The organism is Asinibacterium sp. OR53 (assembly GCF_000515315.1).
Classification (GTDB): domain Bacteria; phylum Bacteroidota; class Bacteroidia; order Chitinophagales; family Chitinophagaceae; genus Sediminibacterium.
This window is the reverse complement of record NZ_KI911562.1, coordinates 304,278-331,042: the sequence shown is the minus strand read 5'-3', so window position 1 is coordinate 331,042 and position 26,765 is coordinate 304,278. Positions and strand designations below refer to the sequence as shown.

The 26,765-nt window shown below is 47.1% G+C and carries 24 protein-coding genes; 13 read left to right on the top strand and 11 right to left on the bottom strand.

What is annotated here, in order from left to right; all coding sequences use genetic code 11:
* Positions 1-44: 44 nt before the first annotated feature.
* Both SEDOR53_RS0101505 and ubiE read right to left on the bottom strand, forming a co-directional pair.
* Complete coding sequence (locus tag SEDOR53_RS0101505; RefSeq protein WP_037360329.1) at positions 45-764, bottom strand: porin family protein; 720 nt, start codon at positions 762-764, stop codon at positions 45-47.
* Positions 737-1,477 (bottom strand): bifunctional demethylmenaquinone methyltransferase/2-methoxy-6-polyprenyl-1,4-benzoquinol methylase UbiE, encoded by a 741-nt coding sequence (gene ubiE, locus SEDOR53_RS0101500; RefSeq protein WP_026768120.1) that lies wholly within the window; start codon positions 1,475-1,477, stop codon positions 737-739. Before ubiE ends, SEDOR53_RS0101505 begins: the two co-directional genes overlap by 28 nt.
* A 53-nt stretch (positions 1,478-1,530) precedes the next feature.
* Here ubiE and rsgA point away from each other — a divergent pair, with 53 nt between their 5' ends.
* A complete protein-coding gene (rsgA, locus tag SEDOR53_RS0101495; protein ID WP_026768119.1) occupies positions 1,531-2,457 on the top strand; it encodes a ribosome small subunit-dependent GTPase A in 927 nt (308 codons plus the stop codon).
* Here the strand turns inward: rsgA and SEDOR53_RS0101490 are convergent.
* A complete protein-coding gene (locus SEDOR53_RS0101490) occupies positions 2,451-2,981 on the bottom strand; it encodes a gamma carbonic anhydrase family protein (RefSeq protein ID WP_026768118.1) in 531 nt (176 codons plus the stop codon). The genes rsgA and SEDOR53_RS0101490 overlap by 7 nt on opposite strands.
* A gap of 56 nt (positions 2,982-3,037) precedes the next feature.
* Here SEDOR53_RS0101490 and SEDOR53_RS0101485 point away from each other — a divergent pair, with 56 nt between their 5' ends.
* Positions 3,038-4,237, top strand: a complete 1,200-nt coding sequence (locus tag SEDOR53_RS0101485; RefSeq protein ID WP_026768117.1) for an aspartate aminotransferase family protein — start codon at positions 3,038-3,040, stop codon at positions 4,235-4,237.
* Here SEDOR53_RS0101485 and bshA read toward each other — a convergent pair whose 3' ends face one another.
* The gene (bshA, locus tag SEDOR53_RS0101480) at positions 4,238-5,374 is read right to left on the bottom strand and encodes an N-acetyl-alpha-D-glucosaminyl L-malate synthase BshA (protein WP_026768116.1); all 1,137 of its coding nucleotides are present in this window, start codon (positions 5,372-5,374) and stop codon (positions 4,238-4,240) included. It abuts the gene before it with no gap.
* Positions 5,375-5,490: 116 nt separating this feature from the next.
* On the opposite strand from bshA, the gene SEDOR53_RS0101475 reads away from it, so the two are divergent.
* Positions 5,491-6,858 carry a M20/M25/M40 family metallo-hydrolase gene (locus SEDOR53_RS0101475; protein ID WP_026768115.1) on the top strand — a complete coding sequence of 456 codons (1,368 nt, stop codon included), beginning with the start codon at positions 5,491-5,493 and terminating at the stop codon, positions 6,856-6,858.
* A gap of 1 nt (position 6,859) precedes the next feature.
* On the top strand, positions 6,860-7,252 hold the full coding sequence (locus SEDOR53_RS0101470) for a hypothetical protein (RefSeq protein WP_026768114.1): 393 nt from the start codon (positions 6,860-6,862) through the stop codon (positions 7,250-7,252).
* Between the two features lie 14 nt (positions 7,253-7,266).
* Here SEDOR53_RS0101470 and SEDOR53_RS0101465 read toward each other — a convergent pair whose 3' ends face one another.
* Both SEDOR53_RS0101465 and SEDOR53_RS0101460 read right to left on the bottom strand, forming a co-directional pair.
* Complete coding sequence (locus SEDOR53_RS0101465; protein WP_026768113.1) at positions 7,267-7,971, bottom strand: SAM-dependent methyltransferase; 705 nt, start codon at positions 7,969-7,971, stop codon at positions 7,267-7,269.
* Positions 7,958-8,731 carry an EI24 domain-containing protein gene (locus tag SEDOR53_RS0101460; protein ID WP_026768112.1) on the bottom strand — a complete coding sequence of 258 codons (774 nt, stop codon included), beginning with the start codon at positions 8,729-8,731 and terminating at the stop codon, positions 7,958-7,960. Before SEDOR53_RS0101460 ends, SEDOR53_RS0101465 begins: the two co-directional genes overlap by 14 nt.
* Before the next feature lie 52 nt (positions 8,732-8,783).
* On the opposite strand from SEDOR53_RS0101460, the gene SEDOR53_RS0101455 reads away from it, so the two are divergent.
* Positions 8,784-9,425, top strand: coding sequence for a DNA-3-methyladenine glycosylase (locus SEDOR53_RS0101455; RefSeq protein ID WP_232214698.1), 642 nt, complete (start codon positions 8,784-8,786; stop codon positions 9,423-9,425).
* Between the two features lie 4 nt (positions 9,426-9,429).
* Here the strand turns inward: SEDOR53_RS0101455 and SEDOR53_RS0101450 are convergent, their stop codons facing one another.
* The 5 genes from SEDOR53_RS0101450 to trmD form a co-directional block, all read right to left on the bottom strand.
* Positions 9,430-10,446, bottom strand: a complete 1,017-nt coding sequence (locus SEDOR53_RS0101450; protein ID WP_232214697.1) for a PorP/SprF family type IX secretion system membrane protein — start codon at positions 10,444-10,446, stop codon at positions 9,430-9,432.
* An 83-nt stretch (positions 10,447-10,529) separates the two neighbouring features.
* On the bottom strand, positions 10,530-11,183 hold the full coding sequence (gene upp, locus SEDOR53_RS0101445; RefSeq protein ID WP_026768109.1) for a uracil phosphoribosyltransferase: 654 nt from the start codon (positions 11,181-11,183) through the stop codon (positions 10,530-10,532).
* 9 nt (positions 11,184-11,192) lie between these two features.
* Positions 11,193-12,857, bottom strand: coding sequence for an adenine deaminase (ade, locus tag SEDOR53_RS0101440; RefSeq protein WP_026768108.1), 1,665 nt, complete (start codon positions 12,855-12,857; stop codon positions 11,193-11,195).
* A gap of 39 nt (positions 12,858-12,896) precedes the next feature.
* Complete coding sequence (locus tag SEDOR53_RS18445; protein ID WP_084220276.1) at positions 12,897-15,119, bottom strand: carbohydrate binding family 9 domain-containing protein; 2,223 nt, start codon at positions 15,117-15,119, stop codon at positions 12,897-12,899.
* 129 nt (positions 15,120-15,248) lie between these two features.
* Positions 15,249-15,926: a tRNA (guanosine(37)-N1)-methyltransferase TrmD gene (gene trmD / locus SEDOR53_RS0101430; RefSeq protein WP_026768107.1), complete on the bottom strand. Its 678-nt coding sequence runs from the start codon at positions 15,924-15,926 to the stop codon at positions 15,249-15,251.
* Between the two features lie 93 nt (positions 15,927-16,019).
* Between trmD and SEDOR53_RS0101425 the strand changes: the two genes are divergently transcribed.
* The 8 genes from SEDOR53_RS0101425 to SEDOR53_RS0101390 all read left to right on the top strand — a co-directional run bounded on the left by SEDOR53_RS0101425 (position 16,020) and on the right by SEDOR53_RS0101390 (position 26,746).
* The gene (locus SEDOR53_RS0101425) at positions 16,020-16,679 is read left to right on the top strand and encodes an HAD family phosphatase (RefSeq protein ID WP_026768106.1); all 660 of its coding nucleotides are present in this window, start codon (positions 16,020-16,022) and stop codon (positions 16,677-16,679) included.
* Between the two features lie 99 nt (positions 16,680-16,778).
* Positions 16,779-18,455, top strand: coding sequence for a ribulokinase (locus SEDOR53_RS0101420; protein ID WP_037361563.1), 1,677 nt, complete (start codon positions 16,779-16,781; stop codon positions 18,453-18,455).
* 11 nt (positions 18,456-18,466) lie between these two features.
* A complete protein-coding gene (locus tag SEDOR53_RS0101415; protein WP_026768104.1) occupies positions 18,467-19,162 on the top strand; it encodes an L-ribulose-5-phosphate 4-epimerase in 696 nt (231 codons plus the stop codon).
* 30 nt (positions 19,163-19,192) lie between these two features.
* Positions 19,193-21,193, top strand: coding sequence for a glycoside hydrolase family 127 protein (locus tag SEDOR53_RS0101410; RefSeq protein WP_026768103.1), 2,001 nt, complete (start codon positions 19,193-19,195; stop codon positions 21,191-21,193).
* A gap of 22 nt (positions 21,194-21,215) precedes the next feature.
* Positions 21,216-22,718, top strand: coding sequence for an L-arabinose isomerase (gene araA / locus SEDOR53_RS0101405; RefSeq protein WP_026768102.1), 1,503 nt, complete (start codon positions 21,216-21,218; stop codon positions 22,716-22,718).
* Positions 22,719-22,740: 22 nt separating this feature from the next.
* The gene (locus tag SEDOR53_RS0101400; RefSeq protein WP_026768101.1) at positions 22,741-24,432 is read left to right on the top strand and encodes a sodium/solute symporter; all 1,692 of its coding nucleotides are present in this window, start codon (positions 22,741-22,743) and stop codon (positions 24,430-24,432) included.
* A 64-nt stretch (positions 24,433-24,496) separates the two neighbouring features.
* Positions 24,497-25,186: an NUDIX domain-containing protein gene (locus tag SEDOR53_RS0101395; protein ID WP_037360324.1), complete on the top strand. Its 690-nt coding sequence runs from the start codon at positions 24,497-24,499 to the stop codon at positions 25,184-25,186.
* A gap of 18 nt (positions 25,187-25,204) precedes the next feature.
* On the top strand, positions 25,205-26,746 hold the full coding sequence (locus tag SEDOR53_RS0101390) for an alpha-N-arabinofuranosidase (RefSeq protein WP_026768099.1): 1,542 nt from the start codon (positions 25,205-25,207) through the stop codon (positions 26,744-26,746).
* Positions 26,747-26,765: the final 19 nt, after the last annotated feature.

The following is a 26,765-nucleotide window of genomic DNA, read 5'->3' as shown; positions in this document are numbered from 1 at the left end:
GCAATTCGACAATTCGGCAGTTGGCTCATTACCAAATTGTATGATTAGTCTTCCAGGTGGATGGAGAAGACGATCATGCGCGACTGTATTTTGTCGAGCACATTGGAATATTTGAGGGCAGGATCGAGCTGGTGGATATTCGACAAGCCATAGCTGATCTTGATCTCGGGCGAAACGGTTACAAAAGGCAGGTAGAAATTGAAGCCCATACCCGCTTCCAATCCGAAATCGTATTTTTTCAATTTGATGATGTCATCGGCATTCCGTACGGCCGAATTGCTCGAGAGGTCCATATCGAATTTAAACCCGCCCAGCAGGTAGGTCTTGAAGTTCCCGATCCTGTCGGAATTGAACTTGATATGAAAGGGAAAACTCACCAGGGTAGCCGGAAGTATCTGTTTCTGAAAAGCGGCTTCTCCCGGTTTGGTAATGCCCAGTGTATAAGACAGGAATTTGGAACCACCGATGACCAACTGCGGGTTGGCCCTCGCTTCGAAATGATCGGCCAGTCTGAGAGTGGCCAGCAGGCCCATGGCAATGCCTCCGCTGGATCCGGGAATTACACTGCGTATACTATCGCTTTGCAGGAATTTGGGTGATTTACTCACCTGCAGGTATGAACTGTTGTAGCCCAGTGTAAGGCCGAAATAATAGGGAAGATTATCGTGGTTGATACGATAGATTTCTCTTTGCGCCTGCGCGTGCAGGACACCAACGGATAAAAGGATCAGCAGAACTATTTGCTTCCGCAATAGATGGTGCATACGCCTAAAGTAAGCTTTTTCAAATAAGTTTGAGTAAATCTTGCTTCATGCATTATGTTTAAAAAGGTTTGCCCCTCGGGGAATGCCTGTACACTGTGGTTCAGGTAAGTATAAGCGTCTTTGTTTTTTGCGAATAATTTACCAAATGCCGGAGTGATCACATTCATATAAAGGTTGAACAACCCCCTGAACAGTCCCGCCGGTTTCGAAAATTCCAGCACTACTAATTTACCACCCGGCCGCAATACGCGATACATTTCACGCAATCCTTTTTCCAGGTGCTGAAAATTACGCACGCCAAAAGCCACGGTGATGGCGTCAAAGCTATCGTCTTCAAACGGAATAACCTCGCTATCGCCGCTGCATAATTCAATATGATCTGTTAAATGCAGCTTTTGCAGCTTCTTTCGACCCAGTTCCAGCATTCCTTCCGAAATATCGATACCGGTGATCTTTTTCGGATGCAGCAGTTGGTAAGTCATGATGGCTACATCACCGGTGCCGGTGGCCACATCCAGTATCTGCTGCGGATGCAGTGATGCCAACTGCCGGATGGCTTTTTTTCTCCATCGTACATCGATACCTGCGCTGAGAAAACGATTGAGAAAATCATACCGGAAAGCGATCTTGTTGAACATCTCCGCTACCTGCTCTTTCTTCTCCATCCCGCTTTCCTGGTAAGGCACTATTTCATCGTGCGCAAATTTTGCCATAGGCTGCAAAGATATTGAATTTCATCACCCCGGGCTTACTATCTTCGTTGGGCATGAAAGCACGTGTTTACAAGTCTACGGGCAGTTGGTATACCGTAAAAGGTGAGGACGGAAACTTCTACAATGCCCGGATCAAGGGCATTTTTAAGATAGATGCCATCAGCTCCACCAACCCCATTGCGGTGGGCGATGAGGTAGACATAGACATTGAAGCGGTGCAGGAGGAGTCGGCTGTGATTACTGCTATTGCCGACAGGCGTAATTATGTAGCCAGGGTATCACCTCACAACAAACGGCAGCATCATATCGTTGCTTCCAATCTCGACCAAAGCATTTTGTTCGCTACATTGAAAGAGCCACGCACTTCGCAGGGTTTCATGGATCGTTTCCTGGTTTCCTGTGAAGCCTATCATATTCCGGCCATCATTGTATTCAACAAGTCAGATATCTACCGCAAAAAAGAGTTGGAACGGTTCCAGGAATACAAACAGATGTACGAGGCGATCGGTTACCAGGTAGTGTTGGCCAGTGTGTTGAAGAAAGAAGGGATTGAAGAAGCGAAAGCATTGCTGAAAGATAAAACCACCTTGTTGAGCGGCCACAGCGGTGTAGGTAAATCCACTTTCATTAATGCCGTATTCCCCCAGTTCAACCTGCGCACGCAGGAAGTGAGCAGTTGGAGTGGCAAAGGCATGCATACCACCACTTTTGCCGAGATGTTCGACCTCGATAACGGGGGACATATCATTGATACGCCGGGTGTGCGTGAATTCGGATTGGTAGACATTACCAAACAGGAGCTCTCGCATTATTTCCCCGAGATGCGGGCATTGCTGCCCGAGTGCCAGTTCAACAACTGCATGCATATGGAAGAACCAGGATGTGCCGTAAAACAAGGAGTTTTGAGCGGAGCCGTATCGGAAGATCGCTATATCAGTTACCTCAATATATTGGATACCATGGATGACAAAAACTACTGACGGTCATTGTATTTGCTGAACCAGGAGGCATACTTCACATAGTTATTCGATATGCGGTCTATCTCGCCATGAATGAGATCCTGTGAAACATCTTTTACTTTTTTGGCAGGTACACCTGCATAAATAGCGCCTGCTTCTACTACCGTTCCTTCCAATACTACCGCACCTGCCGCAATGATGGCATTACTATGCACTTCGCATCGATCCATTACAATAGCACCCATGCCAATGAGTACATTGTCGTGCACCGTACAACCATGCACCAGCGCATTATGGCCGATAGAAACATTGTTGCCGATAACGGTGGGGTTTTTCTGGTAAGTACAATGAATGATCGCTCCATCCTGCACGTTGACTTTATTCCCCATTTTAATATAGTGCACATCGCCCCTGATAACGGCATTGAACCATATACTGCACTCATCGCCCATCACCACATCGCCCACAATGGTGGCATTGGGTGCTACAAAACAATTTTCGCCGAATTGGGGATGTTTGCCGAGAACAGGTAGTATGGTTGCCATAAAGTTTGAGATTTCAATGTTCAAATTTCTAATTTTAAACCCAGGAAAACTAATAAATGATGAGTGTTACACCGAACAGACAGTTATTTCTCCGGCACATTGCACAAACTTCTCCTGCGCCGATTGGCATTGAGATGAAAAAAGCGACGGGTATTCATTTGTGGGATGTGGAAGGAAAAGAATATGTTGACCTGATCTCCGGGTTCAGCGTGTGTAATATCGGGCACAGTCATCCGACCGTAGTGAAAGCCGTGCAGGAACAAGCTGCGGAATACATGCACCTCATTGTATATGGCGAATTCATAGAAGCGCCGCAGGTGGGATATGCCAAAATGCTTACGGATCATTTGCCGGCTTCTCTCAACTGTGTGTACTTTACCAACAGCGGCGCTGAAGCCACAGAGGGCGCCATGAAACTGGCCAAGCGGGTTACGGGCCGAACGCGGATCATTGCTGCCAACAAAGCTTATCATGGCAGCACACAAGGCGCTTTGAGTATGATGGGAGATGAATATTGGCGCAATGCGTTCAGACCTTTGCTCCCGGATATTGATCATATAGATTATAACAGCCAGGCGCTGATCGATGCGATCGATCGCAATACGGCATGTGTATTCCTGGAAACAATACAGGCAGAGAGTGGTATTGTAAAACCGGATATAGCCTGGATACAAGCCGTCAGGAAGAAATGCACCGAACAGGGAGCGCTCCTGGTATTGGATGAAATACAGGCAGGCTTTGGCAGAACAGGCAGCTTATGGGCTTTTGAACAGTTGGATCTGTTACCCGATATCTTACTATTAGGAAAAGCGTTGGGAGGCGGGATGCCGCTGGGAGCTTTCATTGCGGATCAATCCCTGATGCAGCAACTGACGCACGACCCGGTACTGGGCCATATCACCACATTCGGAGGTCATCCTGTTTCCTGTGCAGCCGGAAAGGCAGCTATGGAAGTATTGTTGGCGGGAAAGTATATTGAACAGGTTAAGCAAAAAGAGGCAATACTCAAAAGCACGTTACAACATCCCACCATCATCGACGCACGCACTGCAGGATTGTGGATGTCGCTTCAATTTAAAACAGCAGAACTGAACCAGGCCATCGTACATGCCTGCGTAAAGAACGGACTGATCACCGACTGGTTTGTATTCGCGCCCGACAGGCTGCGCATCGCACCACCACTCATCATTACAGAAGAAGAACTGAAAGAAGTATGCGACAGGATCGTATACAGCATCCACTCAGTAGTGAAATGATCAGCAATTGCCCATGCGGCAGAACCTGCTGTAGAGTTTTTCGTAACGCGGAATGATGTTCTTGATATCGAAACGGCGGGCTTGCTTGTAAGCCGCATCTTTCATGGCATTCAATTTTGCATCGTCGCGCAAGAGGTCAATGGCAAAGCGGCTCATACTTTCCACATCGCCCACATTCGCCATAAACCCTGTTTCGCCCTGCGTGTTGATCTCGGTAAGACCACCGGCATTGGTACTGATGACCACTACATGGGCCGCCATGGCTTCCAGAGCAGCGAGACCGAAGCTTTCGTATTCTGAGGGGAGTATGAACACATCGCTTACCGCCAATATATCCTCCATCTGCTCTTGCTTGCCCAAAAAGCGAACATCTTCTTCGATGCCCAACTCACGGGTGAGTTTTTCGGCCATCGGCCGCTCAGGCCCATCGCCCACCATCAATAATTTAGCAGGCATTTCTTTGCGCACCGCAGCAAATATTTTCACCACATCATCTACACGTTTTACTCTCCTGAAGTTGGAAGCATGCACCAATATTTTTTCTCCATTGGGCGCTATCACTGCCCGGAATGCATCGATGGGCTTTTTATTGAAACGTTTCACATCCACAAAATTGTGGATCACTTCTATTTCTTTCTGGATGTTGAAGAAGCTATACGTTTCATCCCGCAGGTTATGTGATACGGCCGTGATGGCATCACTTTCATTAATCGAAAAAGTAACCACCGGCTCATAGGTCTTGTCCTTCCCCACCAACGTAATATCAGTGCCATGCAATGTGGTGATCACCGGCACATTGCGATGTCCTTTTTGTCGCACGATCTGCTTGGCCATATAGGCAGCCGAAGCGTGCGGGATAGCATAGTGCACATGCAAGAGATCCAGGTCGTGATTCAGTATCACGTCTACCATGGTGCTGGCCAATGCCACTTCATAAGGCGGGTAGTTGAACAGCGGGTAAGTAGGTACTCTTACTTCATGATAAAAAATATTGGCATTGAATACGTTCAGGCGAACGGGTTGCTGGTAAGTGATGAAATGCACCTGGTGACCTTCATCGGCCAGGGCTTTTCCCAACTCGGTGGCCAACACACCACTTCCGCCAAAAGTAGGATAGCAAACGATGCCTATGCGCATAGAGATATTTTGTATGCAAGTAACGATTATTTTTTGAGTTGTCAGGTGCTAGTTGATGGCTGGTAGATGGGGGTAAGAAATCTCTTTTTCTATCGGCTAACATCTATCTTTATAGCATGAAGAAAATACTATCTCTCCTCTGCCTTTGTCCCGTATTGACCATGGCGCAGACCAATGAAGATGCAGTGATGATCAAACGCATCTCCGATGAAATATTAACCAATGGTAAAGCGTATGATATGCTGCACCAGTTAACCAAACAGATTGGCGGCCGGCTGGCCGGCTCACCACAGTTTGCCAAAGCGGTTCAATGGGGCAAAACCACCATGGAACAAAATGGCGGCGATAAAGTGTACCTGCAGGAATGCATGGTGCCGCATTGGGTGAGGGGGGGAAAAGACAAGGTATCCATTGTATCGATTGATCAAAAAACGGCCAACCGCAAATTGGATGCAACGGCACTGGGCAACTCATTAGGCAGTGGGAAAGCCCTTACAGCCGATCTGGTATTGGTAGCGGATTTTGCCGAGTTGGAACGAAGAAAGGATGAAGTGAAAGGAAAGATCGTCTATTATAATTATGCGTTTAACCCTACCAATGTGCAGACTTTTGTTTCCTATGGTGATGCTGGTATTTACCGTTACGCAGGTGCGAGCCGTGCCGCCAAATATGGTGCAGCAGGTGTAATGATACGCTCCCTGACTTCTTCAACTGCCAATGACCCGCATACGGGTGCAATGAAGTACAACGATTCTTTTCCCCAAATACCTGCCATCGCAATAGGACCCAGGGATGCTGACTACCTGTGGGATTTAGGCAAAAAATCGAATGTAAAAGTGAGCATGACTACCAGCGGACATTTTCTGCCAGACACCATTGGTCATAATGTGATCGCAGAATGGAAGGGTTCGGAATTTCCCGATCAATACATTACTATTGGCGGGCACCTCGATAGCTGGGATGTGAACGAAGGTGCACACGACGATGGGGCCGGAGTGGTGCATACCATAGAAGTTATGCGTGCACTGAAAGCATTGGGCTACCACCCCAAACACAGCATTCGTTTTGTGTTGTTTGCCAATGAAGAAAATGGTTTGCGCGGCGGTATTAAATATGCAGCAGCAGCCAAAGACAAAGGAGAAAAACATGTGTTTGCACTGGAGAGCGATGCCGGTGGATTCACACCCCGCGGATTCAGTATTGCCGGCAGTAAAGAGCAACTGGCTAAACTGCAAAGCTGGATTCCTTTGCTGGCTCCTTATGGAACAAGCTTTATCGTGGGTGAAGGTGGTGGCGCCGATATCGGTCCGCTCAACAAAAACTTTGGCACAGCCTATGGTGAGCTGTTGCCCGACTCACAACGTTATTTCGATTACCACCATGCACGCAGCGATGTATTTGAAAATGTGAACAAAAGAGAACTGTTGCTGGGTGCAGTAAATATGACTGCATTGATTTATCTTGTAGACAAATACGGACTCTGATATGAACAAGAGAAAAATACTGCGAAACTTCATCATCATCCTTATATTGGTGTTGATATGCTTTGGTTATTTCCGGTATTATTATGTATTTGCCACAGGAACCAAAGCGGGGCAGCTGAACACTTTCCAGTACAAAGGGATCCTGTTCAAAACCTATGAAGGAAACATCATCCAAAGCGGTTTCAGGGCCAATGTACAGAGCAATGAATTTGATTTCAGTGTTACCAATCAACACGTAGCAGATATATTGTTGCGGAGCTCAGGCAGGGATGTGGAGCTGCATTACAAACGGTATTTCGGCAGCCTGCCCTGGCGCGGTATGCAAAAATATATTGTAGACAGCGTGTACGAAGTGCGGGGGGTAAGCGGGGAAACCATCATCAAACCTAAATAAGTACTTCCGTTTTTTCAGAAAGCATGCAACAGGAATAGGGCAAGACGTTTGTGGATGTCTGGCTGTTCCTGTTTCCATTTTTTAACGGTCTGGGTACGGATACTCTCCGAAGGTGCGGTGATATCTACTGCAATGCAGATCCTGGTTTCATCGTGGCAACTCTGTAACAGGTCCTTGATCATGGCATTGTTGCGATAAGGCGTTTCAATGAACAGTTGGGTACAGTTCCGGCGATGGGAGTCTGCTTCGAGTTCGCGGATCTTTTTCTTTCTTTCGGCGGTATCGATGGGCAGGTATCCATGGAACTGAAAGCATTGTCCATTCATGCCGCTGGCCATCAGCGCCAGCAAAATAGAACTGGGTCCCACCAGCGGCTTTATAATGCTGTTGGCCTGCTGGGCGGCTTCCACCAGCAACTGCCCGGGATCGGCAATACCGGGGCATCCTGCTTCGCTGATGATACCGATGTTTTTTCCTGCCTGCAACAGGTGCAGGAACTGGCGTTTCACTTCTTCTTCCGCTTTGTGAATGGCAAACCACTGGTAATCGTCGATCACCATCTCGCGCCATATTTTTTTCAGGAAGCGGCGCGCTGTTTTTTCATTCTCCACAAAAAATACCTGGCACTGTTTTACCGCATCCAACAGGTAGGCGGGAAGGGTCTCAACAGCATCTTCGTATAGTACGGTGGGAATAAGAAAGACTTTACCTGTATGCATTCGCTTGTTCCTTTAAGGGGTAAATGCTGAGGGTAGCTGCCACTACGGCATAAGCGGGCGCCAGCACCCATCCAACAAAGGGCAGCAAGTGCATCATATAAAATACAATGCCGTTACCAATAGCGAGGCCTCTGTGGCGGCCGATATAATAAATGCTTTCGGTAGCTGTTTTTTTGTGCCGCTCCATGCTGTAGTCGAGCATGGAAAAACCGTAATAGTAACATTCAATGAGCACCGCCAGTATGGGTGTAAGCCATCCGATCAAAGGAAGCAGGCTGAGGAAAAGGATCGACAGCATGTATACCGTTTGCCAGAGACTGTTCCGTGCGGCAATGCGTATACCCCGTGCAATGTCTTTTGCCATCTGCATTAGGCTGAAAGGAAAATCTTTTCCCTCTATGATGGCTTCGGTCTTTTCGCTGAGATAAGCGAAAAGGGGTGAACCCACGATGAGGAAAAAATATTTGAAAAGGGAAAAATAAAGCAGCAGCAGCAAAAGCCAGAGCAGGAACGTGCCCATCGCAAAAAGAAAGCCCAGGAATCCGTTGTTGAGCCTGTCAAGCCAGTTCTTCAAACCGGTTTTCAAAGCCATCCATTCAATGAAATTGCCGGAAGTATGACTGAAAAAATACATACCCAGGAGGAACAATAAAGTATAAAGAATACCTGGGATCAGTATCCACTTCCACAGCTTGTGTTTTTTGATGAACTCGTGTGCCTGTGCATAAGCCTGTATGGCAATGATCATTTCTTTAAGCAACGGGGGGTATTTTAGCAGGTCTAAAGATAAGGTATTCGTAAGTTTATGCTCGATGAAAACTAAGGCTATAACGATGGGCACCGTTACAAAATTGCCCGTTGATTTTTACAGGCAACCCAATGTACTGGTTATTGCCAAAGCGCTGATCGGCAAAATATTGATCACCCGCATCGATGGGAAGTTGACAACAGGCAGGATCGTGGAAACGGAAGCATACAGGGGTGAGACCGATAGGGCTTCTCATGCTTGGAATGGCCGCAGGACCAACAGAACAGAAGTGATGTATGCGGCCGGGGGGCTGGCCTATGTATACCTCTGTTACGGTATACACCATCTTTTCAATATTGTAACGAACGTACAGGAAGTGCCGCATGCAGTGCTCATCCGTGCAGTAGAACCCATTGCGGGAATTGAGACCATGCTGCTGCGTACAGGTAAACAAAAAGCAGATCACTCATTGACAAGGGGCCCTGGCAATGTGGCCAAAGCATTCGGACTGAATACCCTTCATACAGGAACCAGTTTATTGAGCAAAGAACTGCACTTGGCATCGGACAATACCACGATCAAACTTTCTGAAATTATCGCCACGCCCAGGATCGGGGTTGATTATGCAGGAGAAGATGCATTATTGCCTTACCGCTTCATACTGAAGGATAATCCTTATGTGAGTAAGATGCCGAAAAAGAAATGATCGCTTAAAACTTCGGACAATTAATGGGTTTATCGGTTGAAGGCTTGAGAATATAGATAAGCGATAATTCGATACCTCCCCTGTTTTGAGAGGCTGTTTTGAGAGAAGAAACGTTGTAATCGTATGTGAGTCCCAACCTGAATTGACTGAATTCCAAACCAAGGTATGGAATGATGGCGTCGTTGAACCGCATCCAACTGCCTACGTAAAGGCTGGTGGGACTGGGATCATCCGGATTGGCATTGAACTGGAGTGCACCACCTAACATGGTTTCGGAAGCGCCGGCCTGGAACATTTGCAGCGCGCTCAGGTGCAGGGTAGTGGTAGCACTTACAGGGAAGAAACCGCCCGCATGAATGGTAGTGCGGGGATAGAGCACATAATTGGCGCCGGTAAAATCTTCCCTGGGCCTGTTGAGGTGGTACATGCTGACGCCGAAATAAAAATTATTCCTTTCGTTGGTACTGCCATTGTACAATATACCTGCATTGACATCGAGATAGCTCGACTTCAACGTACCATTATTGAATACTTCGGAAGTAACACCGGTAAAACCAGCATTCGTTAACTGGTCTTCGAATTTGAGGCTGTTGGTGTTGATGAGCATGTTGGCATAAGTTACCTGGAACCCTGCCCCCAGTTGATGAAAACCATCTTCATCCAATCCTTTATGATAGGCCGTAGAAAAAGAAGCATAGTTGAATTTCACTGCGCCGTTGGCGCTGTTGTCGTTGTATCCGGAAAGCCCCAGGCCCCAGGTATCATTATTGGCAATGCTGTTTTGCAAAATGGGAAAGTCTACCGATAAAGCGGCGGTTGTATAAGCGTTGTTGATGGTGGGCCATTGGTTGCGGTAATTACCGGCTACCCGTAAGGTACCTGCGAATTTTCCTGTGAAAGCGGGATTCAGTGTGAGCGGTGAAGAAAAGAATTGCGAAAAATGCGGATCCTGCGCCGATGCCCTTTGCAATAGCAGCAACGCAGAAAGAAAGCAGATTATTTTGGATAAAGATTTGATCACATACGAATTTACGCCGATAAAAGGATATAGGTTGCTTCCGTGTTACAAGAATTGTGATGGGCTTAACAATCAAACCTGAGTGCTTATGCTTGTGTTTTGTTTCCAAACGCGAGATCTCCCGCATCACCCAAGCCGGGAACGATGTATCCTTTGGCAGTCAATTCATCGTCAACATCTCCACACCAGATTTTAACGTCTTCGCCGCATTCGCGGTGCACGTATTCAATGCCCACCGTACAGGCAATGGCCACTACAATATGAATGGCTTTGGGTGAGCCTTCGTTTTTCAGGTATTCCACTGTTTTCACGAGCGATGCACCGGTAGCGAGCATAGGATCGCTGATGATCAGGATACGGCCATCGAGTGAAGGACTGCTCATGTATTCCAAACTGATATCAAATGAACCATCGCGGTGGTGTTTGCGATAGGCAGAGATAAAAGCATTGTCGGCCTTATCGAAATAATTCAACATGCCGTTGTGTAAAGGCAACCCGGCGCGCAGGATGGTAGCCAATACAGGCTGCTGTTCCAGCACCTTGCTTTCGTGAGAGCCGAGGGGAGTAGGCACTTCCACCGTTTTCCAGGGCAGCTCTTTGCTGATCTCATAAGCAGCTATCTCGCCGATGCGTTCCAGGTTGCGCCGGAAACGCATACGGTCGCCCTGTATGTTGATGTCTCTCAGCTCGGCAACCCAGTTGCTGAGCAGGCTGTGATGCTGACTCAGGTTAATAATCATGGGTCAAAACTAAAATCTATCGGCTGTAAATGGAAATTTAAGTTGGAATGTATCGCCGTCGAAAAGCCCTTTATCGCTCAGTTTTAAATGAGGTATGACCAGCAAAGCCATAAAACTGAGCGTCATGAAAGGCGCCCCCAGCGTGGAGCCCAGGTCTTTGGCCATGCGATCGATAGCAGTGTATTCGCGGGCAACGAGATGACCGTCGGCCGCGCTCATCAGTCCCGCTACAGGCAGTCCCAGCACTTTTGCCTCATGGCCATTCACACAGCTAACGCCCCCTTTTTCCGATATAACCAGGTTGATGGCTTTAACCAGGCTTTCGTCGTTGGCGCCCACAGCCACTATATTGTGGCTATCGTGTGCAACAGTAGACGCAATGGCGCCCGTTTTGAAGTTGAAATTTTTGATGAAACATTTGGCAACAGGTGCACGGTGATAACGGTTCACCACCACCATTTTCAACAGGTCTCCGGCCGTATCACTTACCCATTCATCGTTTTGCAGTTTTCCTTTCAGCTGAAGTTTATTGGTGATGAGTTGTCCGTCCAGCGCTTCTATCACTGGAATGAGCCCGTTTTCGTCGGGGTATTCATGCTTGCGGATCTTCACGTCTTCCGGGGTTATGGGCTCACAGTTGAAATGATAGAGCGTATCCGAAGGAACAGATGGGATAAATGATTGGCCGCTTTCCGCTACCAGCCGGCCATCAATATAAGTTTGATGAACAGTAAAATGTTCCAGGTCATTCACCAGGATAAAATCGGCTGCATCTCCTTCACGCAATAATCCTACCGGCAGATGATAATGCAATACAGGATTCACACAAGCGGCGCGAAGTACTTTGAATACATCAATGCCTTTGGCAACAGCCCTGGCACAAAGCTGGTTGATATGTCCTTCTACGAGACTGTCGGGATGTTTGTCATCACTGCAAAACATCACCATCGCAGGATGGTCTTCCAGTAAATCGATCAGCGCTTCAAAATTTTTGGCAGCGCTGCCTTCCCGGATGATGATCTTCATACCATGTACCAGTTTATCCACTGCCTCATCCAATGTGAAACATTCGTGGTCGGTAGAAATGCCCGCTTCTATGTATTGCCGTGCTTCTTCGCCACGCAGGCCGGGCGCATGGCCGTCAACCGGTTTCCCCGATGCATGTGCCGCAGCGATCTTTTTCATCACTTCCGGATCTTTGTGCAGCACGCCTGGGAAGTTCATCATCTCGCTCAGGTACAATATCTCATCCCGATGCATCAGTTGTTCTATTTCATCACTGTTGATAGATGCTCCGGCTGTTTCAAAAACGGTAGCAGGAACACAACTGGGAGCGCCGAAATTGAATTTGAAGGGAACCTTTCTTCCGTTTTCAATCATGTATTCCACCCCTTTCATTCCGCACACGTTGGCGATTTCATGCGGATCGCTGACAGTAGCCACTGTTCCATGCACCACAGCCAGCCGCGCAAATTCAGAAGGAATCAGCATACTGCTTTCTATATGCACGTGACTGTCTATAAAACCGGGAAGGATGTAATGGTTACTCATTTGTTCTGCAGGCCTGATAGCGCTGATGATTCCGTTCTCAACAAAAATTTCTGCTGGGTAGATGCTTTTCTTCCAAACATCTACCAGGTTACCGGTTAACCGGAAAGAAGCAATGCCTGACATGCGAACAGCGTATTAGTGAAATGTAAAGTAAAACTATTATCAGAGACTGAACCAATAATTGAGCTTGAATACCAGGGCCCGGTTCCTGTTCTTCAGCAGAGGATCTGTATAGTAGTTGTCGGTATACACGAGAAAGAAATCACTCATCGGCTTGAAGCGGTATTGAAAACGGCTGTTGATGTTGAAATTATTGCGCTGTGTATTGTATTGGATAAAAGTGGTCCAGAAAACAGCGGTGGAAAAATTGATCTCTATTTTGGGAGCGATCAGGAACAATTCAGTTGCACCATAAATATCAGGAAAAGCAAGCTTGTCGTATTCCGCACGGAGATCTATGTTCAGGTGTGGCTGACTACGCCAGGTGACGCCACCAATAAAGCTTTGATAAGAGCCATTGTAAAACCCGCCGCCACCAACTGTAGCATAATAACTCAACGTTTTCCTGAAATCAGACTGGTAGCCCAATGTGGCCTGGCTGTATTGGTAATTGTCTTTCGGTAAAGGCGTTTTGTCGGTAAAAGCAGTGGGGAACAATAAATTCACTTCATAATTGTTGAGTGAAACAAGCAATTGCGCCGTGTTCCAATACATGATATTTAATCCCAGCGATTGGCTGCGTTCATTCAATGTATTATCCGGATTGAACACAAATGAATTGGTGAGTTGGAATTGATAACTGCTTACTTTGGATTTTTTTGGCAGGATGCGATAATCGAATTCATTGTACACTTGTTTATATCCGAGGCGAATGGTAGTATCCCTCGCCGCATCGAAGTTTTCGATCCTTTGCGTATACCCCATATCAGTATAAAAATTCGTTCCCACCGTATTCATATCGAGCATGGCGCTGAAATAACGGCCATTATAACTACCGCCGATATCCATGAATTTATCGTCCTTGCTGATGCCTGGTTTATAAGATTGATGATAACCTGCCCAGCCATTCCAGGTGCCTTTCAGGTTGGTGTAATTGAATTCCCCGCCCATGTTTCTTCCATAAGCCGAAAGTGGGTCGGCCTTTTTAGCTGAATCGGAAAGAAAACCCTGCCGGTTCATAAAATACAGGTTAAGGGTAGAACGCTTCAGCACAGCCTGGTTGATGGTAGCAGCCGTATAGTTTTCCGGTGAATAATCGCCCTGGCTTCCTGTTTGCATGCTGAGTAATCCGATGCGCGTAGATTTTGATGCATTACCGGTGAGACGCATTCCAAACAGTATGGGTATCTTATTACCGTTTTTATCGAGACCGATCCTGCGCGAATAGAACGGTCGAACGGAAGGTACACCATAAGATGAGAAAAGACTGGAATTCTCAAGAAAAAACGTGCGCTTCTCTGGAAGGAAAATATTGAAACGCGTGAGGTTGGTTACCTGCTTATCCACTTCAATTTGCGAAAAATCCGGGTTCACGGTCATGTCGAGATTCAACGAAGACGACAAAGCCATCTTTGCATCAAAGCCCGCATTACCGGTAGCTTTCCAGGGTTTGCCGTTGTCCTTGTCTTCTTCGAGACCGCCTGTCAGGTAAGGGATCAGCACACTGTTGCTGCCTGGTTTGGGTGGCGCCTCAGGCCATACCAGGGCGCCGGTATAACCCAGGTCGTAAGTTTTGAAATTAACCGGTACATGCGTCCACATACTGTATTCGTTGGTTTTAGTATCCACCCGTAAAAAATTAATTCCCCATACCAGTTTATCCGCTGTGTAACGCAGTGTTTTAAAGGGAATGGCCATTTCCACGGTCCACCTGTCGGCATAGCGTTTGGTAGCGGAATACCATTTATTGTCCCAACTGAAACTTACGCGCTCCCCGTTGCCGGAGAGTTGGTCTTCCGATTGCGCATTGAAAGCATTGACAACAAAAAAGAAACCATTGGACCGTTTGTTCACCGGGTCGAGGATAAGCGCTACACAATCGTTGCCATCGTGACCGATATCTCTTTTCAGGCTTTGTATGAATACTTTACCACTGTCGTAAGCTGTAAACGCCACGTAGAGGAATTTATCATCGTAGGTAACCCTCGCTTCTGTTTTTGTGATGGCTTTTCCTTCGTCAGTAGGAAATTTTTTCCAGAAAGAACCGAGGGGAGCCGTGTTCTTCCATACCGCTTCATCAAGTTCTCCGTCTACCTTAACGAGTTCCTGCGTGCGGGCGATATGCACCTGGTATTCTTTCTGGAAAGTTTCGCCGTCTCTTTGTTGTCCGTATGTGTTCAGGGATAACAGGATAGGCAAAAGCCAACAGACAGTTGATAGTCTCATGCGGGCGATTATGCAGAATTTAGATAATAATTAGCCGTAATAGTAATACAATATCCGTATAAGTGCTGCTAAAGCCATCTGATCGATCCTAAGCGGTGATGAACGGCAGCAACATGATTTGGAAGGATATTATTCGTCCAGTAAGTCGGGCCTTTTTTCTTTTGTGCGTTGCAGTGATTGTTCATACCTCCATTCTTCCACTTTCTTAGGATCGCCCTGTAACAGGATGTCCGGCACTTTCCATCCGCGGAAATCGGCGGGCCGGGTATATACGGGTGGCGCCAGCAGGTTATCCTGGAAGGAATCGGTAAGCGCCGAAGTCTCATCATTCAATACACCGGGCAGCAAACGCCCTACAGCGTCCACTACCACAGCAGCAGCCAGTTCACCGCCACTGAGTACATAATCGCCAATGGATATTTCTTTGGTTACATAGTGCTCACGGATGCGTTCATCGATGCCCTTGTAATGACCACAGATGATGAGCAGGTTTTCTTTCAGCGATAACTGGTTGGCTGTTTTCTGGTTGAAGCGTTCGCCATCGGGTGTCATATAAATGATCTCGTCGTATGGGCGGGCTGACTGTAATTCATCGATGGCATTGGCCAGCGGCTCACACATCATCACCATACCGGCACCTCCGCCATACTGGTAATCATCTACCATACCGTATTTGTTCACCGCCCATTTGCGTAGCGGATGAACCTGCACTTCCAATAAGCCTTTTTCCTGTGCGCGCTTCATGATGCTGTGCGAAAAGGGACTTTCCAACAATTCGGGCAAAACGGTAAGGACGTCGATTTTCATACTGCAAACATATTAATTACCTGGTAATACTACCTTTGCTACCCGATTGCCCGCCTGTGTTGATTTTATCACTTGTAAAATAATATGCATTTAATGAAAAAGGCTTTTTTGTTTGATATGAACGGAACCATGGTAGACGATATGCAGTACCACGTGATCGCCTGGCATAAAATTGTAAATGAAATGGGCGCCAACCTAAGCCTGGAAGAAGTAAAGGAGCAATGTTATGGGAAGAATGAAGAACTGCTCGAAAGGATATTTCCGGGGAGGTTTTCCGATGAAGAAAAACAAAAGATGAGCCGCGACAAAGAAATAGCTTACCAGCAGGCATATAAGCCTCATTTGAAATTGTTGCCCGGACTGGCAGCCTTTATGGAAAAGGCGAAGCAGGAAGGGATCAAGATGGGTATCGGTTCTGCAGCGATTACTTTCAATATTGATTTTGTGCTCGACGGACTGGGCATTCGCCATTATTTCGATGCCATCGTGAGCGCCGATGATGTGCAGATCAGTAAGCCCGACCCGGAAACTTTTACCAAATGCGCCGATCAGTTGGGGGTGGCCCATGGCGACTGCCTGGTGTTCGAAGACGCTACCAAAGGTGTGGAGGCCGCTGAAAGGGCCGGCATGCAATCGGTGGTGATCACCAGCTTCCATGAACCGGAGGCCTTCAGCCACCTGCCGGAGATACTGTTTTTCGTGCGGGACTATAACGACGGGCAGCTGGAAGGCCTTTTCCATCACCGGAATTGAAAGCATCGCTGATGTTTTTTTTAATGTCAAATAAATAAAGGTATAAAATACACTTATTCGAAAAAGAGTGTACATTGTGGCTCATTTAATTGCTTGACATTGAAAAGAACAGATCAATCGTATGTGATAGGTGTTGATTTCGGAACAGACTCTGTACGTTCCGTGATCATCGATGCAGGAGACGGAAAGGAAGTGGCTGCTGCTTTGTTTTATTACCCGCGCTGGAAAGACGGACTTTATTGTAACCCGGAAGAGAACAGGTTTCGTCAACATCCATTGGATTATTTGGAAGGATTGGAATACACCATCGGCGACTGCCTGAAACAGGCCGGACCCGCCGTGGCGAAAAGCGTTAAAGGCATTGCTGTAGATACTACCGGGTCTACGCCTGTAGCGGTAGACCGGCAGGGTGTTCCCCTGGCGCTTTTGCCAGGCTTCGAAGAGAACCCGAATGCCATGTTTGTATTGTGGAAAGATCATACCGCTACACTTGAAGCATCGCAAATCAATGCGCATGCAGCCACACACACACCCAACTATCTACAGTTTGTAGGAGGTATTTACAGCAGCGAATGGTTCTGGGCGAAACTGCTGCATGTATTGCGTGCAGATGAAGCAGTGGCGAAATCCTGTTACTCCTGGGTAGAGCATTGCGACTGGATTCCTTTTGTGTTGACCGGTGGCAACGATGTACATGCACTCAAGCGTGGTGTGTGCGCAGCAGGACATAAATCTTTATGGGCAACTGAATTTGGCGGACTGCCCCCCAATGATTTCTTTTCTTCTTTAGATACAAGACTCGATGGATTTACTGCTCGTTTGTTCGATCGTACCTATACTTCTGCGGAGCCGGCTGGTTACCTGGGCAAGCGCTGGGCAGAAAAATGGGGCCTCTCTACCGACGTAGTAGTGGGCATCGGTGCATTCGATTGTCACATGGGAGCAGTAGGCGGACAGATTGAACCCTATTACCTGAGCAAAGTGATGGGAACTTCCACCTGCGATATGCTGGTAGCGCCGGTAGATGAAATGAAAGGTAAATTGGTGCGTGGTATTTGTGGCCAGGTACCCGGTTCCATTATTCCGGGTATGATGGGTATGGAAGCGGGCCAGTCGGCATTCGGTGATGCTTATGCCTGGTATAAAACATTACTCTCCTGGCCATTGCAGCAACTGCATACTTCTTCACTGATCGATGTGGCAACGGCCGCAGCTTTGCGTAATGAGATAAGCGATCGCATGATCGCTCAATTATCGAATGAAGCCGCCAGGCTGCCGTTAGATGCATCGGATGAGCTGGCGGTGGATTGGCTCAATGGAAGAAGAACACCCGATGCCAACCAACTGTTGACTGCTGCTGTCAGTGGTATGAACCTGGGTACGGGAGCACCTCACTTATTCAAGGCACTGGTAGAAGGAACCTGTTTCGGCGCCAAGGCCATTACTGACCGGTTTGTGGAAGAAGGTATCCCGGTAAAAGGACTGATCGGCCTGGGAGGTGTTGCTAAAAAATCGCCGTATATTATGCAGGTAATGGCGGACGTGATGAACATGCCCATCCGTATTCATAAAACAGAACAGACCTGCGCCATTGGCGCTGCGATGTTTGCGGCAACTGTGGCAGGATTGTATCCAACAGTAGAAGAAGCGATGTATGCAATGGGGCAAGGATTTGATACTACCTATCACCCCGATCCATCGAGGAGCAGTGTATATGCCAAACGCTATCTTCAATACAAACAATTGGGTACTTTTTTAGAAGCGCGCAATAACTGAACAATACAACCATGAAATACGAACACATACAGCAAGCGGCATATGAAGCTAACATGCAACTGCCTAAGTTAGGACTGGTGCTGTTTACATTCGGCAACGTGAGTGCTGCAGACAGGAGCCTGGGTGTTTTCGCCATCAAACCAAGCGGTGTGCCTTATGAAGAATTGTCGCCCGAAAAAATGGTTATCGTGGACTTTGATGCGAATATAGTAGCTGGCAAACTCAGGCCTTCATCAGACACCAAAACACATGCGGTGTTGTATAAACACTGGGATGCCATTGGCGGTATTGTGCATACGCATTCTACTTATGCTACTGCATGGGCACAGAGCCTGCGCGATATACCCATTTATGGTACCACGCACGCCGATCACAACGTTGCAGATATTCCTTGCGCACCGCCTATGAGCGATGAGATGATCAAAGGCGATTATGAATACCAGACCGGCTTCCAGATCATGAATTGTTTGCAGGAAAAAAAACTGAGTTACCAGGAAATGGAAATGATATTGGTAGGCAACCATGCACCTTTTACCTGGGGAAAGACGGCAGAGAAAGCCGTTTATAATAGTGCGGTGCTGGAAAGCGTTGCGCAAATGGCATACCTGACAGAACAGATCAGGCAGGATGCACCCAGGCTGAAAGACGCATTGATCAAAAAACATTTTGAGCGGAAACACGGACCGGATAGTTATTACGGACAATAAAACCGGTTGTACAAATAAAAAATACCAACTATGAAACAGTTCATTGTATCATGTTGCATGCTTTCATCTGTTGCCGTTATGGCGCAGCAAAAAGATTACCCCATCCAGGCGGTCGATTTTACACAAGTAAAACTAACTGACAGGTTTTGGTTACCCCGTATCGAAACCAACAGAACGGTTACCATCCCGGCTTCTTTTGCGCGTTGTGAGAGCACCGGGCGTGTGAAGAATTTTGTGATGGCAGCACAGAAAAATGGCAAGTTCTGCACGACTTATCCGTTCGACGATACGGATATTTATAAAACGATAGAAGGCGCCTCATTTTCGCTGGCTGTGCATCCTGATCCTAAGCTGGATGCTTATGTTGATTCGCTCATCCACATCATCAAAGAAGCGCAGGAGCCCGACGGTTATTTGTATACAGCCCGTACCATCAATCCGGCGGCAGCACACAGTTGGGCCGGCAAGGAGCGGTGGGAAAAAGAAAGAGAGTTGAGTCATGAATTGTACAATGCCGGCCATTTATACGAAGCGGCGGCGGCGCATTATATGGCCACTAAAAAAAGAAACTTGCTCGACATCGCTTTGAAGAATGCCGACCTGGTTTGTTCTGTTTTTGGTCCGGATAAAAAACATGTTGCACCCGGTCATGAGATCGTGGAAATGGGATTGGTAAAATTATACCGCCTCACAGGCAAGCAGGCTTATTTGAATACTGCTAAATTTTTCATAGAGGAAAGAGGTCATTATGCCGGATACGATACGAAAAGCACAGACCCCTGGAAGAATGGGGCTTACTGGCAGGATGATAAGCCGCTTGTACAACAGCAGGAAGCGGAAGGCCATGCTGTGAGGGCAGGATACCTTTATTCGGCAGTGGCTGATGTGGCCGCACTTACTAATGACACGGCGTTACTGCATGCGATTGACAGGATATGGGAGAATACCGTAAGTAAAAAAATGTATGTGCAGGGAAGCATCGGTGCGCGCGGCGATGGAGAAAGGTTCGGCAATAATTACGAACTGCCCAATGCCACCGCATACAATGAAACCTGCGCTGCTATTGCCAATGTATATTGGAACCAGCGTATGTTCCTGCTGCATGGCGATTCGAAGTATATAGACATACTAGAAAAAACATTGTACAACGGGCTGATATCAGGCATTGGTCTCGATGGAAAATCTTTCTTTTATACCAATGCCATGCAGGTAAAAGGGCATAACAATCCCGGGGGACTTGAAGAGGAACGATCAGGCTGGTTTGAATGCTCTTGTTGCCCTACCAACCTGGCGAGACTGATCCCATCCATTCCGGGCTATATCTATGCGCAGCGAGACAATAAATTATTCATCAACCTGTTTATCAGCGGCGATGCCCGGGTGAACATCGGGCATACACCTGTACAAATCATACAGCAAAATAATTATCCATGGGAGGGCGCACTGTCATTCACCATACAACCACAAAAAACAGTGGATGGTGATATCCTGATACGAATACCGGGATGGGCCAGGAACCAGGCCATGCCTTCTGAATTGTATCATTTCCAAAGTGCCGATACTAACCAGGTTACCATCAAAGTAAATGGACTGCCCATTACCTACACGTTAGAAAATGGATATGCTTCCATCAATCATAAATGGAAAAAAGGGGATGTGATCACAGTGAATCTTCCTATGGAAGTAAGAAGGGTAACAGCAGACCAACGGATCAAAGATGATATAGACAAAGTGGCTTTGCAACGCGGCCCGCTGATCTATTGCGCTGAATGGGCGGATAATGCAGGGAAAACAGATAATATTCTGCTTGCACCCGGTACTGCATTCTCGCCTGTTTTTATGCCTGGTTTGCTGAACGGCATTATGGTGTTAAAAGGAACCGTATCCAAAGTAGTTATTGAAAATGCCCAAAAAGCTACAACAATAAGCAACCCCTTTGTAGCCATTCCTTATTACGCCTGGGCCAATAGAGGAAAGGGCGAGATGACGCTCTGGTTCCCTGAAAAACTAAACTATTTAACGATCAACTAATTCAACAAAAGAAAGAATACCAATGACAAATCTGAAAGGACTGGAAGTTTGGTTTGTAACAGGAAGCCAACATTTATATGGGGAAGTTACTTTGCAACAAGTAGCGGATCATTCAAAAGAGATCGCTCAATCATTACATGCATCTGCATCTATACCTGTATCTGTTGTTTTCAAACCTGTAGTAAAAACAACAGAAGAAATTTATGCACTTTGCGCAGAAGCCAATCAATCTGAAAAATGCATTGGCATCATTGCATGGATGCATACTTTCTCACCTGCTAAAATGTGGATCAATGGCTTGAAAATATTGCACAAACCGGTGCTGCACCTGCATACTCAATTCAACAGGGACATTCCCTGGAATGAGATCGATATGGATTTTATGAACCTGAACCAGTCGGCACACGGCGACCGCGAATTCGGATTCATCATGAGCCGCATGCGGCTGCGCAGGAAAGTAGTGGTAGGTCATTGGAAGGATGAGCAGGTGTTAGAAAGGATCAACGTATGGGCCAGGGCCGCAGCAGGCTGGCACGATTGGCAGGGTGCACGGTTTGTACGTTTTGGAGACAATATGCGTTTCGTTGCTGTTACCGATGGAGACAAGGTAGAAGCGGAATTAAAATTCGGCTATTCCGTCAACACGCATGGGATCGGCGACCTGGTGGCCGTTATCAACGCAGTAAGCGAAAAAGAGATTGATGTGCTGTTAGAAGAATATGCTGATACATATACTCTGGCGTCTGCTTTGCAAAAAGGAGCGGCAGCATATGCGTCTCTCCGTGAAGCAGCAAAAATTGAACTGGGCCTGCGTCGTTTCTTAACAGCAGGCAACTACAAAGGCTTCACAGATACTTTTGAAGACCTGCATGGCATGGTGCAATTGCCAGGCATCGCATCACAGCGAATGATGGCCGCAGGCTATGGCTTTGGTGGCGAAGGCGATTGGAAAACGGCAGCATTGGTGCGCGCCATGAAAGTAATGGCAAGCGGCTTACCTGGTGGTAACTCTTTTATGGAAGATTATACTTATCATCTCGATAAACAAAATCCTATGGTATTGGGGTCGCATATGCTGGAGATCTGTTCTTCTATTGCGCATGGTAAACCTTCCTGTGAAATCCATCCGCTGGGCATTGGCGGTAAAGCAGATCCGGTAAGGCTTGTGTTCAATGTAGCAGATGGCAACGCCCTCAACGCATCGATCATTGATATGGGTAACCGGTTCCGCTTGCTGGTGAATGAAGTGGAAGCGCAAGCGCCGGTGCATGCCCTTCCCAAACTGCCTGTAGCAAGGGTGTTGTGGAAACCTTATCCTGATATGTACACCGGTTGTGCCGCCTGGATACTCGCGGGAGGCGCTCACCATACCTGCTATAGCCAGAACCTCACGGCAGAGCACCTGGAAGACTTTGCCGATATGGCGGGCATTGAATTTTCGCTGATCGGCAAGCAGACCCAATTGCACCAGTTCAAGAATGAACTGCGATGGAACGACCTGTATTATCAACTCAATCATCAATAACACCATCAACGATTGCCTCCTTATGAATCATCAACTGGAATTTAGAGACGGACTGATCTTCGTGATCTATTTTATTGTCGTAGCCTCTTATGGCTATTGGGTGTATCGCCGCAAAAAGAAAGCCACTACCGATACCAAAGATTTCTTCCTGGCCGAAGGATCATTAACCTGGTGGGCTATCGGCGCTTCACTCATCGCTTCCAATATTTCTGCCGAACAGTTTATTGGCATGAGCGGTGATGGTTTTTTTGCCGGTATCGCCGTAGCGGCTTACGAATGGATCGCCGCGCTGGCGCTGATCATTATTGCCGTATGGTTCATGCCCATATACCTCAAGAATAAAATATACACCATGCCCCAGTTCCTTACTACCCGCTATAATGGAACGGTGGCGCTGATCATGGCGGTATTCTGGCTCTTTTTGTATGTGTTCGTAAACCTCACTTCCATACTCTACCTCGGCGCTTTGGCCATCAACGGTTTGCTGGGCGGAGAATATTTACACGTGGTGATGATTGCACTGGCTTTGTTTGCCGTGATCATTACACTGGGTGGTATGAAAGTGATCGGTTATACCGATGTGATACAGGTAGCCGTTTTGATCATTGGAGGATTGGCAACAACCTATATGGCATTGACATTGGTAAGTGAGAAATTCGGCCTGGGCAAAGATGCCCTCGCCGGATTCAAGATGCTGATGAAAGATGCACCGGATCATTTCCACATGATATTTAAAAAACCTGTGCCCGGCGCGCCGCAATTGGATGTGAGCAAATACCTCATATTGCCGGGTGTTACCATGTATTTTGCCGGACAATGGATCGTTAACCTGAACTATTGGGGTTGTAACCAGTACATTACCCAGAGGGCGCTGGGAGCGAATTTACAGACGGCCAGGACAGGTATCCTGTTTGCCGGATTACTGAAACTGATGATGCCAGTGATCGTGATGCTGCCCGGTATCGCGGCGTATGTGCTGTATAAGAACGGACACCTTCCGCAATTGGCCAACGGCAGTAAAGACGGCGCTTATTCAGCCGTACTGGGTTTTCTGCCGAATGGATTGAAGGGACTTTCGATCGCTGCACTCACTGCGGCCATCGTAGCATCGCTGGCAGGCAAAGCCAATAGCATTTCCACCATCTTCACGCTCGACGTTTATAAAAAATACCTCAATAAGGACGCCGGTGAAGCCAAATTGGTATGGGTGGGAAGGGCTACCATCATCATCGCAATGGTGGTGGGTATTCTCTTTACCTGGAGCGATCTGTTAGGGATTGGCGGTGAAGGAGGCTTTACTTTTATTCAGAAATATACCGGCTTCATTAGTCCGGGTATCTTCGCCATGTTTATCCTGGGTATGTTCTGGAAAAGAACCAGCGGCGCTGCGGCCATCGTTGGTATCCTGGTAGGCTTTTTGGCATCGGTGTTCTTCAACAACCACATGGCCATTTCGATGTTCGGCACCGAAACATGGTTTTATACAGCTTTCCCCAACGGAAAAGGTGGATATGAAATTCCTTTCCTCGTTTGTATGGGACTCTCTTTCCTGTTCACTGTAATTGCCATGGTATTGGTAAGCCTGGCCGGACCTGCAGTAAACCCGAAAGCCTTTGTGTTCGAGAAAGGAATGTTCCGGGTAAAACCGGCAACCGTTGTAATGATCGTGATTACGTTGCTGCTGCTGTCGGCATTATATGTTCGATTCTGGTAACGAATTTGAATAATAACCTGTATGTTCACTTGCTAAAACCATTGTGGATTTAAAAGGAAAACAAATGAGTATTATTCAATACAAAAGCTACGACAGGTTGCTCGTGGCGGTAGACTGTATCATTTTCGGTTTTGATGGAACAGAACTGAAAGCATTGATGATCAAGAGAGGATTTGATCCGGAAATGGGCAAATGGTCACTCATGGGCGGCTTTGTAAACCAAATGGAAAGCGTAGATGATGCAGCCAGCAGGATACTGAACCAGCTAACCGGTCTCAGTTCAATCTATATGGAGCAATTGCATTGCTTCGGCGATGTGAAACGCGATCCCGGAGGAAGGGTGGTCTCTGTGGCTTATTTCGCATTGATAAAGATCGATGATTACAGTGAAGCGCTGATGCAGGAACACAATGCAAAATGGTTCCCGCTGAAAAAAATCCCTGCCATGGTATTTGATCATAAACAAATGATCAAGCTGGCGCAGGAAAGGCTGCAGCAAAAAGTAGCGCAGCATCCCATCGGGTTTGCGCTGTTGCCGGATAAGTTCACACTGCAACAATTGCAGGGACTGTATGAAGCGATCTATGAGCGGCAAATGGATAAAAGGAATTTTACCCGTAAAATACTTTCGTTCAACATCCTCAATAAACTGAATGAAAAAGAGAAAGAATCGTCGAAGAAAGGGGCATTCTATTATGTGTTTGACAAGAAGAAATACGAAAGGATGGACAAAGAAGGACTGAAATTTTTATAAATAAAACCTCCGTACTGTATGAGATCATTTTTTTCAGCACTAGTACTGCTGCTGTTATCGGTGTCTTTTTCATTTTCCCAGTCAACGGCAAAACTCTATATCAATGCCAGTGACCCCAGGGTAACCATCAGCCGGCATATCTACGGCCATTTCTCCGAACACCTGGGTCGTTGTATTTATGACGGCTTCTGGGTGGGCGAGAACAGCACCATCCCTAACAAAGGACGTATCCGCCTGGATATTGTAGAAGCGCTGAAAAAAATAAAGATACCCAACCTGCGATGGCCCGGCGGCTGTTTCGCCGATGAATACCATTGGCGCGACGGGATCGGTTCGCGCAAACAACGCCCCACAATGATCAATACCAACTGGGGCAATGTAACGGAAGACAACAGCTTTGGTACACACGAATTCCTGGAGCTTTGCAACATGCTGGGCTGTGAACCTTATATCACAGGCAATGTAGGAAGCGGTACGGTAAGCGAAATGAACAACTGGGTGGAATACCTGAATTTCGACGGACAAAGTCCGCTCACAACACTGAGAAAAGAAAATGGCCGAGACAAGCCATGGAATGTGTCTTTCTGGGGTGTGGGCAATGAGAGCTGGGGCTGCGGCGGGAATATGACGCCTGAATATTATGCGAATGAATACAAGCGTTATGCAACATTCGCGAAGAATTACCCCAACGCGAGGTTGAAAAAAATTGCCTGCGGAGCGAGTGATGGAAATTACAACTGGACCGATGTACTCATGCAAAATGTTGGTACGCGTATGTGGGGACTATCGTTGCATTATTACACCGTTCCCAAATCATGGGGCGATAAGGGGTCTGCCACTTCCTTTGATGAAAAAGAATATTTCACTACCATGAAAAAATGCCTTTTCATGGATGAGCTGGTAACACGCCACGGTACCATCATGGATAAATACGATCCCGATAAACGGGTAGCCCTGGTGGTAGATGAATGGGGTATCTGGACGAACGTAGAGCCCGGCAGCAATCCTGCATTCCTTTACCAGCAAAACAGCCTGCGCGATGCATTGGTGGCGGGTACCACGCTCAATATTTTCAATAACCATGCCGATAGGGTAAGGATGGCGAACCTGGCGCAAACGGTGAACGTATTACAATCGCTGGTATTGACACAGGGTAATAAAATGTTGCTTACGCCTACTTACCATGTATTCGATCTTTACAAAGTGCATCAGGATGCCAAATTGTTGCCGTTACAATTGAGTGTGCCCGACTACCAATATGGAGATCAGAAAATACCGGCAGTCAATGCATCTGCATCGGTTGATTCAACCGGTGCTATCCATATATCTTTGGTGAACCTCGATGCTGCGCATACTATTCCTGTTAAGACAACCATCAGCGGATCGGACTGGCATACGGTTGAAGGGCAGGTGCTGACTGCTGCGAAGTTCACAGATATCAATACTTTTGATCAACCGGGTAATATCCGGCCGGTACCATTCAGTCATGCTAGAAAAGAAGGAGATCAATTGGTGGCCAACCTGCCGCCTTTATCGGTTGTGGTACTGACATTGAAATAACTGATCTTTATTTTCAATA